This is a genomic window from Streptomyces zinciresistens K42, assembly GCF_000225525.1.
In the GTDB taxonomy this organism is placed as follows: domain Bacteria; phylum Actinomycetota; class Actinomycetes; order Streptomycetales; family Streptomycetaceae; genus Streptomyces; species Streptomyces zinciresistens.
In genome coordinates this window covers 1-13454 of the sequence record NZ_AGBF01000187.1, presented here as the reverse complement: position 1 = coordinate 13454, position 13454 = coordinate 1, and the positions used below count along the sequence as shown (strand labels likewise).

At 72.4% G+C, this 13454-nt stretch carries 13 protein-coding genes; 4 read left to right on the top strand and 9 right to left on the bottom strand.

Annotation, left to right across the window (positions count from 1 at the left end; all coding sequences use genetic code 11):
* On the bottom strand, positions 1 to 2247 hold a 2247-nt coding region (locus tag SZN_RS30270; protein ID WP_007502463.1), incomplete at its 3' end, for a sensor histidine kinase.
* 304 nt (positions 2248 to 2551) lie between these two features.
* On the opposite strand from SZN_RS30270, the gene SZN_RS30265 reads away from it, so the two are divergent.
* Entirely contained in the window at positions 2552 to 3508 is a 957-nt protein-coding gene (locus SZN_RS30265; protein WP_007502461.1) for an ABC transporter substrate-binding protein, read from the top strand.
* An 85-nt stretch (positions 3509 to 3593) separates the two neighbouring features.
* On the opposite strand, the gene SZN_RS30260 is transcribed toward SZN_RS30265, so the two are convergent.
* The 7 genes from SZN_RS30260 to SZN_RS30230 all read right to left on the bottom strand — a co-directional run bounded on the left by SZN_RS30260 (position 3594) and on the right by SZN_RS30230 (position 10133).
* Positions 3594 to 4178, bottom strand: a complete 585-nt coding sequence (locus SZN_RS30260; protein WP_007502460.1) for a GTP-binding protein — start codon at positions 4176 to 4178, stop codon at positions 3594 to 3596.
* Positions 4165 to 4545, bottom strand: a complete 381-nt coding sequence (locus tag SZN_RS30255; RefSeq protein WP_007502459.1) for a DUF742 domain-containing protein — start codon at positions 4543 to 4545, stop codon at positions 4165 to 4167. The genes SZN_RS30260 and SZN_RS30255 overlap by 14 nt, the downstream gene beginning before the upstream one ends.
* Positions 4526 to 4945, bottom strand: a complete 420-nt coding sequence (locus tag SZN_RS30250; RefSeq protein WP_007502458.1) for a roadblock/LC7 domain-containing protein — start codon at positions 4943 to 4945, stop codon at positions 4526 to 4528. The genes SZN_RS30255 and SZN_RS30250 overlap by 20 nt, the downstream gene beginning before the upstream one ends.
* 11 nt (positions 4946 to 4956) lie before the next feature.
* Positions 4957 to 7371, bottom strand: a complete 2415-nt coding sequence (locus tag SZN_RS30245) for a sensor histidine kinase (RefSeq protein ID WP_007502457.1) — start codon at positions 7369 to 7371, stop codon at positions 4957 to 4959.
* Between the two features lie 209 nt (positions 7372 to 7580).
* Complete coding sequence (locus tag SZN_RS30240) at positions 7581 to 8567, bottom strand: substrate-binding domain-containing protein (RefSeq protein WP_007502456.1); 987 nt, start codon at positions 8565 to 8567, stop codon at positions 7581 to 7583.
* 460 nt (positions 8568 to 9027) lie between these two features.
* A complete protein-coding gene (locus tag SZN_RS30235) occupies positions 9028 to 9441 on the bottom strand; it encodes a DUF6114 domain-containing protein (protein ID WP_007502455.1) in 414 nt (137 codons plus the stop codon).
* The gene (locus SZN_RS30230; RefSeq protein ID WP_007502453.1) at positions 9441 to 10133 is read right to left on the bottom strand and encodes a DUF6230 family protein; all 693 of its coding nucleotides are present in this window, start codon (positions 10131 to 10133) and stop codon (positions 9441 to 9443) included. The genes SZN_RS30235 and SZN_RS30230 overlap by 1 nt, the downstream gene beginning before the upstream one ends.
* A gap of 667 nt (positions 10134 to 10800) precedes the next feature.
* Between SZN_RS30230 and SZN_RS30225 the strand changes: the two genes are divergently transcribed.
* Entirely contained in the window at positions 10801 to 11454 is a 654-nt protein-coding gene (locus SZN_RS30225) for a hypothetical protein (protein WP_007502451.1), read from the top strand.
* A gap of 157 nt (positions 11455 to 11611) precedes the next feature.
* Complete coding sequence (locus SZN_RS30220; protein WP_007502449.1) at positions 11612 to 11857, top strand: proprotein convertase P-domain-containing protein; 246 nt, start codon at positions 11612 to 11614, stop codon at positions 11855 to 11857.
* A gap of 154 nt (positions 11858 to 12011) precedes the next feature.
* On the opposite strand, the gene SZN_RS30215 is transcribed toward SZN_RS30220, so the two are convergent.
* Entirely contained in the window at positions 12012 to 12713 is a 702-nt protein-coding gene (locus tag SZN_RS30215; protein ID WP_007502447.1) for a ScbR family autoregulator-binding transcription factor, read from the bottom strand.
* A gap of 180 nt (positions 12714 to 12893) precedes the next feature.
* Between SZN_RS30215 and SZN_RS30210 the strand changes: the two genes are divergently transcribed.
* Positions 12894 to 13454 (top strand): AfsA-related hotdog domain-containing protein (locus tag SZN_RS30210; protein WP_007502446.1); only part of this gene is annotated, 561 nt, incomplete at its 3' end.

Sequence of the window (13454 nt, the reverse complement as noted above, 5' to 3'; positions counted from 1 at the left end):
TCCGCGCCGGGAGACGCGGCGGGGCAGCGGCCACGGCCCGTCCCCTCGCCCGCTCCCGGCGTCCTGCCGCAGGGCGGGCGAGGCCACCGGGCCGGTGGCGGGGGGCAGTTCGCGGACCGCGGGGCGGGGGGCGCGGGGTGCCGGGGTGAGGGGCGCGGGCTTCGTGAGCGCCTCGGGGGAGTCCGTGCGCGAGCCGGCGGCGAGCGCGGCCAGTGCCGCGGTGGCCGCCGCCTCCGCCGCGCCGCCCGGCACCAGCAGCGCGGCCGGCACCGTCACCTCGGCCGTCACCCCGCCGCCCGGGGTGCGCGAGAGGCGGACCGCGATCTCCCAGCGGCGGGCCAGCGCGCCGACCACGAACAGCCCGAGGAACCGGGTCGGTACGACGTCCAGCCGCTCCCGGCGGATCAGCCGGGCGTTCTCCTCGTCGAGCCGCTCGGGGCTCATGCCCAGACCGTGGTCGCTGACGACGACGACCGCGTCGCCGCCGGAGTCCGACAGCGTCACCTCGACCGGGCTGTCCCCGGGCGAGAACGACACCGCGTTCTCCAGGAGTTCGGCCGTCATCAGCGTCAGGTCGCCGATCACCTCCGGCTCCACCACCGCCTCGCTCCGCGCGCGCAGCTCCACCCGCTGGAAGCCCTCGATCTGGCCGAGGGAGGCGCGCACGACGTTGGTCAGCGAGGTGGGACCGGCGTCCAGGTCCGCCTCGTGGATGCCGGCCAGCAGCATCAGGCTGTCGGCGTTGCGCCGCAGCCGGACCGCGATGTGGTCGATCGAGTACAGGCGCTCCAGGAGCGCGGGGTCCGTCTCGCCCCGCTCCACCGCGTCGATCAGGGCCAGTTGGCGCGTGGTCAGGTTGCTGACCCGGCGGCCCACGTTGCCGAACATCTCCGCCACGTTGCGCCGGCCGGCCACCTGCCGCTCCAGCAGGGCCGCGGCCATCGTCTGCACCTGGTTGAAGGTTTCCGCAAGATCACCGATCTCGTCGCGGGCCGTCACCGGCATCTCCCGCAGCCGCGGCGGGCCGTCGTCCTCGGCGTCGTCGTCGGCCACCCGCGCCAGTTCACGCCGCGCCACCTCGGCGACCTCGGCCGCGGCACCGGTCAGCGCCTGCACCGGCCGGACCACCGAGCGCCGTACCAGCACGGCGAGGACCAGCCAGACGGCGAGCCCGAGCAGCGCGAGTCCGAGCAGCAGGACCGCGCGCCACGCGGCGTCCCGGGACGCGCCGTCCGCCTCGTCGGCGAGCTGCCCGATCAGCGAGGTGGTGATGTCCAGCCGGGTCGCGGCCTGGTCGCGGTAGGCGCCGTAGGAGCCCAGCGCGGCGGCGAGGGAGGCGCGGATCTCGGCGGGCGAGTCCCCCTGCACGGCCCCGGGATCGACCTGGAGCTCGGCGAACTGCCGGCTGATCGTGCTCTGCGCGGCGGTGTACCGGATGCCGTAGAGCGTCTCGGCCTGGGCCTCGGTGGCGAACCGGGCGAACCGGTCGGTCTGGCGGTTGTACTCGTCGTAGGCCCCGACCGCGTCGATGAACTCCACCAGCGCGTTCGAGTCACCGGTCGACGCGGAGAACACGGCCGTCTCGAAGGCGCTGTGGGCGGCGCCCGCGCGCAGCAGCGAGTCCAGCATGTTGCCGGTGGCGGAGGTCGAGAGCGCGGGGCTCAGGTCCAGGCCGAGGCCGTCGATCAACTGGTCGGCGGCGCGGGTGTAGGCCGGGTCGATGTTGCTGGCGGGCAGATAGCCGCCCTCGACTGTGTCGCGCAGACTGCTCAGCCCCTCGACGCCGTTGAGCGCCTGGGCCTCCGTGCGCGGCAGCCCGTCCCCGAACGCCTCGCGCACCTGCCGCACCTGGGCGTTCACCAGGGACTGCGCCGTGCGGTAGGCCGCCGTGGAGGGCCGGGCGCCCCGGCTCGCCTCGTGCCGCACCGACAGCAGGACGGCCTGCTGGTGCTCGGCGGCCAGCCGGTCCACGAGCGTCGCGACCTCCACGCTCTGCCGGACCAGCCGGGCGGCGTCGGCGGCGTCCCGCGACTGCGCGGTCTGCCCGGCGATGAGGAACGCGAGGAGCGCCGCGACCGCCGTCAGCGGCACGCCCACCAGCAGATTGAGCTTGCGCCGGAAGGGCCAGCGGTCGGCGAACCGGGCCGCCCGGCGCCGCCTGCCGAGGGCGGTGCCGCCCGTGCCGCCCGGCGCGAGCGCGCCGGTCCCGCCGGTCGCGTCGTGCGCGCTCCGCTCTTTCGTGGACACCTTGCCTCCTTCATGGGCGCCGCACGGTGCGCGAAGGTCTCACATGACCGCTTCTGTCGTACAGGGACCGATGGTGTGTGCCGGACGTTACCGCCCTTTCGCCACCGTGACCGGAACTGTACGTCAAGACTCCATTACAGACCCCCGCACCTCCGCCTTCCTTCCTTCACATGCCGCGACAACTGCCTGTCACGTTCCGTTTTTCGAGGCCAATCGGTGACCTGGCCGGTCTTGACCAACCGAGAAGCGGCTGGATTGGATCAGTGAAGAGCTCTCCCAACCCCTCGGATCCGGAACGGAAATCGTGACTTTCACCGCCGTACGCAGCAGGTCCTTCAGGAACCATCCCGGCGCGGCCGCCCTCGCGCTCGCCGCCACCGCGGCGCTGCTGGCGGGATGTTCCTCCTCCGACGACAAGGCCAACCCGCTCGACGAGGGCCCGGCGAACGGCGACACCGTCGTCGTCGGCTCCAACAACTTCGCCGAGTCCATCCTCCTCGCCGACATCTACGGCGAAGCACTCAAGGCCAAGGGTGTCAAGGTCTCCTACAAGCCGAACATCGGCAGCCGCGAGACGACGTACGGCCTGCTCAAGAACGGCTCCGTGACCGTACTGCCGGAGTACAACGGCTCGTTGCTCGCCTACCTCGACCCCGAGGCTGGCCAGGAGTCGGCCGACGCGGTGAACACGGCGGTCAAGGCCAAGCTGGACGCGAAGCTGACGCTGCTGGAGTCCTCGCCCGCCGAGAACAAGGACTCGGTGAGCCTCAACGCCGAGACGGCGAAGAAGTACGGCCTGACCGCCGACTCCACCCTCGCCGACCTCAAGGGCATCGCCCCCGACCTGGTGATCGGCGGCTCGCCGGAGTTCCAGACCCGGCAGCAGGGCCTGAAGGGCCTGGAGACCGCCTACGGCCTGAAGTTCAAGTCCTTCAAGGCGCTGGACGCCGGCGGCAAGCTGACCCAGGCGGCGCTGACGAAGAACACCGTGCAGGCCGCGGACATCTTCACCACCGACCCCACCATCACCAAGGAGGGCTTCGTCGTCCTGAAGGACCCGAAGAACCTCTTCGGCTACGCCAACGTCACCCCGCTCGTCTACAAGAGCGGTCTGCCGAAGAAGGGCGTCGACGCGCTCAACGCGGTCTCGGCGAAGCTGGACACCAAGACGCTGCTGGAGCTGGACTCCCGGATCCAGCTGGAGAGCAAGGACCCGCTCGACGTGGCCAAGGCGTGGCTGAAGTCGGCCGGCCTGGGCTGACGACCGCCGCGGCGGGGGCGGACGGGCGCGTGCCCCGCCACCCCCGCCGTCGCCATGTCCGGCGGGCCGCCGGGGCGGCGCCCGCTCAGCTCGCGCGGCGGGCGTCCGCGATCAGCTGGTCGATCAGCGCGATCAGCACGTCCCGGCACGACTCGCGCTCCCGCGCGTCGCACAGCATCACCCGCACGTGCCGCGGCAGGGCGAGGGCGTCACGGATGTCGTCGGCGGGGTAGGGATGGCGGCCGTAGAAGCCGTTGACCCCGACGACGAACGGGATGCCCCGGCGCTCGAAGAAGTCGATCGCGGCGAAACTGGACTCCGGCCGGCGGACGTCCACCAGCACCACGGCCCCCAGCGCGCCGATCGCCAGGTCGTTCCACATGAACCAGAACCGCTGCTGCCCCGGGGTGCCGAACAGATACAGCACCAGCTCCCGGCTGATGGTGATCCGGCCGAAGTCCAGGGCGACGGTCGTTGCCCGCTTCTCCTCGATGCCGTCCAGGTCGTCGATGCCGAGCCCGGCCGCCGTGAGGGGTTCCTCGGTACGCAGCGGCGCGATCTCGCTGACCGCCCCGACCAGCGTGGTCTTGCCGACGCCGAAACCGCCGGCGACGAGGATCTTGACCGTGTCGGGTGGCGCCACCGTGTCCACGGATTCAGAGCCGGCCAAGGCCGTCCCTCACTTTCTGCAGCAGGTCCAGGTCCGGGGTGCGGGGGGTGACGGGGTGCGGCGGGTGAACGGTGATCAGTCCCGCCTCCAGCAGATCGCTCAGCATGATGGCCACCACGCTGACGGGCAGGTCGAGATGGGCCGCGAGCTCCGCGACGGCGATCGGCCGCGCGCAGCGCCGCAGGATCTGGGCCTGCTCGGGTTGTGGCCGCGGTGCCCGCTCGGGTGGCGGGTCCACGGCCGTGACGGTGGTGATGAGGGTGAAGTCGGCGCGGCTGGGCCGGGTGCGGCCGCCCGTCAGGGTGAAGGGACGTACCAGCCGGCCCGCCGTATCGTCTCCGCCCACCTCACGCGCCAGGGCCGGCATGGGCCCGCGGTGCCGCCGAGAGGTGTTCGCCGATCTTCTTCACCAGCATGTTCATCTGGTACGCCACCACCCCGACGTCCGCGCCCTGGTTGGTGAGGACGACGAGGTGGGCGCCGGGCCCCGCGGAGGTCAGGATGAGGTAGCTGTGGGCCATCTCGATCAGCGCCTGGCGCACCGGCCCGCCCCGGAAGTCCATGCTGACGCCCTTGCTGAGGCTCATCAGGCCGGACGCGGTCGCCGCCAGCCGCTCGGCGTCGTCACGCAGGAACCCGGTGGACTTGCTCACCACCAGCCCGTCCTCGGAGAGCACCACGGCGTGGTTGACGTCGGCCACCCGCTCCACGAGTCCGGTGAGCAACTGGTCGAGCTGGGTGTCCGTGGCGGGAGTGGGGCGTGTCATGGCGGTGTCCTTCATGAGCGGTCGGCGGACGGAGTGGAGGACGGGGGAGTGGCGCCCGCGGACGAGGCGGCCGAGTGGGCGCGGTCGGGCTCGGGCGGCTCCTGCGGAGCGTTCCCGGCGGGCCCGCCGGCGCCCTCCTCGTCGTCGCGGGCCTGGAGGGTGCCGCGCTGGAACCCGGCCAGGGAGGAGGCCGCCCGGTCGGCCGTGAAGTCCTCCCCCGGGTCCTCGTCCTCGACGGGCGGGCCGTCCGCGCGCAGCTCGGCGACGAGACTGGTCTGCGGCACCCGGCGCGGCAGCGGGGTGAGACCCCCGCCGGGCCCGGCGGAAGCGGGGCGTGCCCCGCGGGCGGCCGGCGCGGGGATCTCGGCGGCCTCCGGGGCCTCGGCGCCGGCGGTGCGGGCCGGTGCCGCCGGACGGACCTCCCGTACGGCCTCCTCCGGCTCCCGGGCCCCGGAGTGCTGCACGTCGTCGGGGTCGTCGGACCCCGGCGCGGGCAGGTCCCGGACCACGATGTCGTGCGGGATCAGCACGATCGCGGTCGTGCCGCCGTACGGCGAGGAGCGCAGCGTCACCGCGATGCCGTGCCGCTGGGCGAGCCGCGCGATCACGAACATGCCGAGCCGCAGGTCGTCGGCGAGCGCCACCACGTCGAACTGCGGCGGCTCGGCCAGCTGGGAGTTGATCGAGACGTAGTCCTCCTCGGACAGCCCGAGGCCGCGGTCCTCGATCTCGACGGCGAGCCCCTTGGCGACCAGCGCGGCCCGCACGCCGACCGGCGCGGGGGTGGGCGAGTACAGGGTGGCGTTCTCGATCAGCTCGGCCAGCAGATGGATCACGTCGGCGACGGCGGGCGGCGCCAGATGCACCTCCTCGTCGGTGTGCACCTCCACCCGCCGGTACTCGGCGACCTCGCCCACCGCGCTGCGCAGGATGTCGATCAGCGCGACCGGCTCGGTCCAGGTCCGGCCCGGCCGCTCACCGCTGATGATGACCAGGTTCTCCTCGTAGCGGCGCAACTGGCTCGCGGTGGAGTCCAGTTCGTACAGGCCCTTGAGCACCTCGGGGTCCTGGTGCGCGCGCTCCAGCGCGTCGAGCTTGGTCAGCTGGAGGTTGACCAGGTTCTGGCTCTGGCGGGCGATGCCGAGGATGACCTTCTGGAAACCGCGCCGGGTGTCGGCGAGTTCGACGGCGGTGTGGACGGCGGTGCGCTGGGCGGCGTTGAACGCCGTTGCCACCTGGCCGAGTTCGTCGTGGCCGTAGTCCAGCGGCGGTGTCGCCAGCTCCACGTCGACCTTCTCGCCCCGCTCCAGCCGGGCCACCACGTCGGGCAGCCGCTCCTGGGCGAGCCCGAGTGTGGCCTCGCGCAGACCGCGCAGCCGGCGCGACAGGGAGCGGGTGATGCGCCAGGAGATCCACACGCACAGCAGCAGCGCGACCAGACCGCCGGCGCTCAGGGAGGCCGCGGTGATCAGCAGGCTGCGGGCGTTGTCGCCGCTCTTCTGGAGGAGGACGGACGTCTGCTCGCGGATCAGGCCCGAGTACTGCTCGGAGACCTGCACGAGCGAGGCCCGCCACTGCTTCTGCACGTCCGGGAGCACGATGTCCCCGCCCTTGCGCGAGCCCGAGCGGGCCGCGAGGACCCGGTCCTCGACGGACTCCAGGCTGCGCCACTGCGACGTGCGCAGGATCCGCTCGGTCTCGGCCTTCGCGCTGCCGGTGAGCGAGGGGACGATCTGGTCGGACACCAGCCAGCGCCGGGTGCTGACCAGCTTGCCGAACTCGGACCAGGTCTTGTCGTCCATCCGCCCCGCCGGTCCGGCCAGCGTCAGCAGGGCGTCCTCCTGGGACATCACCTCCGCCGCGTGCTCCAGCGACACGAGCGGATCGGCCTGCGAGGTGAGGTCGCCGTCGTCGACCTGGGAGAGCTCGCGGAAGGCGTGGATCTGGTCGTCGATGACCGAGGTGTACTGGCCGAGCGCCTGCGCGGCCGTGATGTCGGCGGGGTTGTCCACCTGCCCCCGGTAGTACTCCAGGCTGCTCACCGAGGCGACGACCGAGTACATCCGGTCCTTGATCCGGGAGGGCGCCTGCTTGATCTCGTCCGTCTGGCCGAGGAGCTTGGCGACCGCCTGGTCCGTCTTGCGCCGCTGCTCGCGCAGGTCGGTGCGGGCGCCCTCGTCCCGTGAGGCCAGCCAGATCGCCGAGTAGCTGCGTTCCTGCTGGAGCGCGAGCGTGGCCTCGGTGCCCATGGCCCCGGTGGACTTGCTCAGCCCGGTCTGGGACCGCAGCCGCAGGCCCTCCGAGAACATCTGGATCGTCGTCACGCTCCAGACGGCGGCGAGGGTGACGCTCGGGACCAGCGCCAGGAGGATCAGGGAGAGCCGGATGGAGCCGAAGCGGCGCCGGGGGCCTGTCCGTGGAGACATCGTCGTCCTAGGTCGATCAGCCGAGTGCGAGAGAGGCGGGCGGGGGCGGAGGGGCAGGGCACGTCGAGGGGCGGTGGAGCGGGACGGACGCCGGGGGTGAGGGGGTGTCCGGTGCGGCACAGGGGGTGCCGAGGATGTTATCCGTACAAGTGACCGTACGCTCCACGTGTGGCTGAATCTTTGGTGACATCCTCGGATGAACTGCCCGCTCAGCGGTTTCCGTTGGCGGCGAACCGCGCCACGTCCGCGACGTTCGCCTTGGTGACGAACGCGGGTCCGGTGAGCACCGGCGTGCCGCCGCCGAGGATGTTGCCGTTCTTGCGGTACAGCCAGAGCGAGTCCACCGCGAGATAGCCCTGGAGATAGGGCTGCTGATCGACGGCGAACTGGATGTCCCCGCTCTGGACCGCCTTGACCAGGTCGTTGTTCAGGTCGAAGGTCGCGACGTCGGCCTTGCTGCCCGCCTTGGCCGTCGACTTCACCGCGGCGAGCGCGAACTGCGCGCCGTTCGTGACCACTTCGTCGATGGTCGGGTCCTGGGAGAGCCGGGCGGCGACGGTCGCGGTCACCGCGTCCATGTCGGTGCCGTCCACGTAGAGGTTCTCGGTCTGGCCGCCGAACGCCTTCTTCACGCCCGCGCAGCGCGCCTCCAGGGCGATGTTGCCGCGTTCGTGGATCACGCAGAGCGTGTGCTTGGCCTTGAGGGCGTCCAGCTTGTCGCCGACGGCCCGGCCCGCGACGCTCTCGTCCTGGCCGAAGTAGCCGATCAGGCCGGCGTCGCGCCACGCGTCGATGCCGGAGTTGAGGCCGACCACGGGTATGCCCGCCGACCTCGCCTCGGCGACCGGTCCCGCCATCGCGGTCGGCTTGGCCAGGGTCACGGCGATGCCGTCGGCCTTCGAGCGGATCGCGTCGCGGATCAGCGCGGCCTGGGCCGCCGGGTCGGAGTCGCTCGCGTACGTCAGCGCGATGCCGTCCTTGGCGGCCGCCGCCTCGGCGCCCTTGCGCACCCGGTCCCAGAAGGCGTCGCCCTTGCCGCCGTGGGTGACGAGGGTGACCTTGAACCCTGAGGAGCCCGACGTGTCCGCGCCCGAGCCGTCGTCGCCGCCGGCGGAGCATCCGGCCAGCAGCAGGCTGACGGCGGCCGTGGCGGCCGCGACGCGTGCGACGGGGGAGGAGGGGTGTGGGGTCTTCATGGGGGTGCGGCACCTCGCTGTGCGGCCGAGCCGTAGGAACGAACGGGAGGCCGGCCGGTGTGCGGACACAGCGATCCGCCTCACCGGTGAACTCTCGTTGGGGCGGAGCCAATCGCGTGGGGCCACTGGACGTCAAGTGTCCCACCACACCGGGTGAGACGTCGCTCCCACATCGTGATGAAGCCAGGCGGGAGCGCGGGCCGCTGACCGGGGCGCCCGCACGGCTCGCGGCGGTGAACGGTTCCGCTCGGTCCGGCGGGAGGGCGGTCCCCCGGAAAGGCGGTCTCGGCCGGGTCGGCGGCCTTCCGCGTCCGGGGGAACGGCCGGCCCCGGTCCGGCCCGGGACAGCGGTCGGCTGCCCCCGGCCGCCGGGGCCGGGGCCGGGGAAGCTGGCCGGTCGCCACGGCGTCGGGGCGGTCGCTACGGCGTCGGGCCGGTCGCTACGGCGTCGGGCCCGTCGCTACGGGGCCGCCGCCGCGGCCTGCCGCTTGCGCGCGCGGCGGCTGAGCCTGGGCTCCTGGTCCGGCAGCCAGCCGAACGCCAGGCAGCTCCCGACCACGCCCAGCAGCAGCCCGACGAAGAACCCGCCCAGGTTCGACGTCAGCCAGCTGCCCAGGGAGACCAGCACCCCGGTGAGGGAGTAGAAGAGCCGCTGGGCCGGATGGAACAGCACCAGCAGTCCCAGCAGGACCATCAGCGTCGGCAGCAGATACCCGGCCAGCCCCTGCATGCCGACGCGCAGCACGACCTTGAGCGACGCCTTCATCGTCAGCAGGATCCACCCCCCGCCCAGCGCGAGCAGCAGCCCGCCCCAGAAGGGCCGGTCGGCCCGCCAGCCGCGGAAGGCCGACCGCAGTCCCCGTGGCCCGGACATCAGCAACCCGAGTCGCTGAAGCGGAGCTTGAGGCCGGGCAGCTTGAACACCCCGGCGGTCGTCGCGTAGTTGGTCTGGCGCAGATTGGCGATGCGCACGGTGTCCGCCTGCTGGCTGAAGACGCCGATCGGACCCTTCACCCCGGCCTTGGTCAGGGTGCTGGCGTCGTTGCCGATCTCGATGTTGTCGAACGACGCGTCACCCGACAGCTCGGTGGAGTCGGTGGTCAGATCGGTGGCGGTCACCTTCTGGGCGCCGCTGCCCGCGGTGATCAGGAGGTTGGTGCCGCCGAGGTCGACGCTCTGGCACAGCTTGGTCAGGGTCGCGTTCTTGATCGCGGAGGTGACGACGAGCACCTGGCCTCCGGTGTCCCCCTCGTTGGGGCTGCCCGGCGCCATGGAGTCGAGGCCGCCGAACTGCTCGAACCCGGTGCCGTTGAGCTCGGTCGCGGTGACCGTGAAGGGCATGCCGGAGATGGCGAACTGCACGCCCAGCGCGCCCTCGGCGGTGAGCACCGCGAGCGTCGCGGCGACGAGGGCGGCCGGCACCGCCATCACGGCGGCGCGACGGGCCCGGACCCGGCCGCGCCGGACGGGGGCGCCGGTGGTCCCGGCTGCCGCGGGGGCGGAACCGCTTTCCGGGTTCTCGGGGTGGTGCTCGGCGGACGGAGTGACGTCCGGGGACGAGGCCATAACTGCTCCCAAGTGCAGAGGAATCGCGAGTAGGGCGAACAGCGGCACGTTGTCCTGGCGCGGACAGCGCCCACGGCGTACGCATCCTCGCAACTCCCGGCGGACGCAAGGGCTTACTCGTACTCCGCAGTAGCCAGGCCGCGAAGTTACCGGTGGTTACAGTCGAGGGTCAAGACGGTTATGAAAAAAGAGTGCCGATTTCGTGCCCGTCCGCCGCCCCGTGCGGAGCACGGTTCCCGAAGCGGTGCAGAGCTGAACAACAACTCCCGTGCACCACCTTGACGTTGACGGAGTATCAGGTCTACAACTCTCCCTGGCTCCCCCTGGATCCGTGGCGCCGGATCCGCCGCTGACGCGGTGTTCACCCGCGGTCCCGGTCTCGATGCCCTTCACATTTCTCGCGGTTCCTCCTTGGCGCCGTCACGGTCGCTTCCCCCCTCGTTCCGTGCCGGATGCCCCCCGACCGGTCCGGCCGGGGCCCCACCAGGGTCTCCGGCCGCCACCGGGCGGGCTGCCGTTGCCGGCCCGTCACGTACGGAGAAGGCGTCACGGGCCGGCGGCGGCGCACACCTTTCTGAGCGCGCCCCGCATTTCGCGACTCCCCAGGCTCCCTGAGGGACCTGAACTCCTCAGGGCAATCCCGCAACGAAAGCCGAGGTATCCCCGCATGCGTACGCGTACCCTCATCTCCCTGGCCGGCGCCCTGGGCGCTCTCTCCCTCCCGTTGGCCGCCACCCCGGCGTCCGCGGCCGGTGCCGTGCTCACCACCGGTTCCGCCGGCGGTACGGCGGTCGCGGCCGGCCAGGTCCTGACCGCGCCGCTCGCGGCCGGCGCCGCCGCCACCTTCCGCTCCACCGCGACCGGCACCACCGGTCTCTCCTGCACCTCGTCGCAGTTCACGGCCACGGTGAACGGCAACCCCGCCTCTCCCGGAACCGCGACGGAGACCGTCACCGCGCACACCTTCAACGCCAGCAGCTGCACCACCAACGTCACCGGCGTGCTCGGCGTCACCAGCATCACGGTCAACAACCTGCCCTACAGCGCCACCGTCACCTCCGCGGGCGTCCTCACCGTCTCCCCGCCCGCCGGCTCCGCCATCCGTACGACCGTCGTGCTGCGCACCCTGCTCGGCAGCATCAACTGCGTCTACCAGGCGCCTTCGCTCTCCGGCACCGCGAGCAACACCGACAACAGCATCAACTTCAACGCCCAGCAGTTCACCAAGGTCTCCGGATCGTCCCTCTGCTTCGCCAACGGCTACTTCACCGCCAAGTACGCCCCGGTGACCGCGAACGGCCAGGTCGTCTTCGTCAACTGACCTGTGGTGCGCGTGAGTCGACCCTCACGCGGTCGCGGTGCCAGCACGGTGCCGCCGGCGTGCACGAGTACGCCGGCGGCACCGCCCGCTCACGGGAGCGGCGGCCCGGCCCGTCCGGTCCGGCGGCGGCCCCCGCCGCGGCGGCAACGCCCGCTCGGTGCTCCAGGCCGGCGTGGACATCACCCACACCTGCCGCGGCGACCTGGTCGTCGACCTCGTCGCGCCCGACGGCTCGGCCTACCGGCTGAAGTCCGCCAGCTCCTCGGACTCCGCGGACGGCGTCGACACCACCTGCACGGTGAACGCCCCCGGCGAGACCGCCGACGGCACCTGGAAGCCGCGGGTGCAGGACACGGCCGCGCAGGACACGGGCCGGACCAACGGCTGGAGGCTGACGTTCTGAGCGGGCGGCACCCCGCGACGGGCCCCTGAGGGGGCCGGTCACCAGCGGGCGGGCCGGACGGTGCGGAGGGGACACCGGCCGGCCCGCCGTCCCGTGCGCTCGCCCCCCGCAGCCCGGAAACCGTCATTCCGGTTGGTGAGGGTCAGACTCGTTGTCAGCGACGGCCCGCGGTGAGCTGCTCTTCCGCGGCCTCTCCCGCACCGGCTCCACCGCCGTCGGCCTTGTCCAGCACCGCGAGCACCCGGGTGCCCCGGTCCGGTTCGCGGTCGATCCCCGTCAGCAGCCCCGGCACCGCGATGCCCGGCAGCAGATGCCCCCACAGCACGGAGAGCCGCTCGGACAGATCTTCCCGGTCGGTCAGCGCCCGCGACATCAACTGGACGCCCGCGAACGCCCCGACCAGCAGCTCGACCGTCCTCCTCGGCTGCACGGTCGGCAGCAACTCGCCCTGTGCCCGCGCCTGTTCGAGGACACCGACCAGCCGGTCCGCCCACTGCCGGTACGGTCCGGAGTGGTCGACCCCGGCCGGCGCGTTCTGGTCCACGGCCAGCCGCACGCTCCCCTTCAGCAGGGAGTTGCGACGCAGCCGCTGCCCGAACACGAAGGTCATGTCGACGAGTTCCTGAAGCTTGCACGGCTGGGAGGGCACCGTCCCGAAGGGGATCTGCTCGTCCAGCACGGCCTGGGCGAGGGACTCCTTGGACGGGAAGTGGAAGTACAGGGCGCCCTTGGTCACCGCGGCCCGCTCCAGCACCATCGAGATGGTGGTCGCGGTGTACCCGTGCTCGTCGAACACGGCGCCCGCGGCCTCCAGGATCACCCTCCGCGTTCTGATGGCGCGCTCCTGCCTCGCCATAACAGCCCCTTCGCTACCCCGAGTCGGCCTGCGCGCCCGGCGTGCGCCGGAGCGGGTTCGGGCACGGGCGGACGCCTCAAGGCCACATTGAAAACAAACCGGTCGCCTCGTACTCTAACGCTCGCGGCACGGGAACCTCGCCGTCTGTCAACGCACACACGGGGGACCCAAGGAGGGGACATGCCATCCTCGCGGCGACTCGCCACGACCCCGCTCGCCGAGATCCCCGCGGTGCCGGCCGGCCTGACGGCCACCGTACCCCGCCAGCTCGTACACCGGGCCTCGGTGGCCGAAACGTTTCTCACCGGTGCCGACAGCATCGGCACCGACCTCTTCTCGGTGTTCGCCGAGTGGCCGCGCACCCACCCTTTACACGTGTCCCCCGACCGCTCCCGCTACGAGCCGCTGCTGGTCGCGGAGACCGTCCGGCAGGCCGGCACGCTCCTCGCGCACACCGCCTACGAAGTGCCGCTCGGGCACCAGTTCGTGCTCCGCGAGATGCGGATCGGCACCCGCCCCGAACTCCTCACCGTCGGCCCCGCGCCCGCCGAGCCCGTCCTGCGCGTCACCGTGCTCGACGTCACCCGCCGCGGCGGCCGACCCGCCGGGTTCCGCTTCGAGGCCGAGATACGCATCGGCGCCGACCTCGCGGCGAGCGCCCACGTCGCGGCGACCTGGACCAGCGCGGCCGTCTACCGCCGGCTGCGCGCCGGCCGCACCGTGGGCGCCGTGACCGCCCTG

Coding starts and splice junctions, on each gene's coding strand:
- SZN_RS30215 (WP_007502447.1), bottom strand. CDS start 12,713: ATGGCGAGGCAGGAGCGCGCCATCAGAACGCGGAGGGTGATCCTGGAG.
- SZN_RS30225 (WP_007502451.1), top strand. CDS start 10,801: ATGCGTACGCGTACCCTCATCTCCCTGGCCGGCGCCCTGGGCGCTCTC.
- SZN_RS30235 (WP_007502455.1), bottom strand. CDS start 9,441: ATGTCCGGGCCACGGGGACTGCGGTCGGCCTTCCGCGGCTGGCGGGCC.
- SZN_RS30230 (WP_007502453.1), bottom strand. CDS start 10,133: ATGGCCTCGTCCCCGGACGTCACTCCGTCCGCCGAGCACCACCCCGAG.
- SZN_RS30245 (WP_007502457.1), bottom strand. CDS start 7,371: ATGTCTCCACGGACAGGCCCCCGGCGCCGCTTCGGCTCCATCCGGCTC.
- SZN_RS30240 (WP_007502456.1), bottom strand. CDS start 8,567: ATGAAGACCCCACACCCCTCCTCCCCCGTCGCACGCGTCGCGGCCGCC.
- SZN_RS30255 (WP_007502459.1), bottom strand. CDS start 4,545: ATGCCGGCCCTGGCGCGTGAGGTGGGCGGAGACGATACGGCGGGCCGG.
- SZN_RS30250 (WP_007502458.1), bottom strand. CDS start 4,945: ATGACACGCCCCACTCCCGCCACGGACACCCAGCTCGACCAGTTGCTC.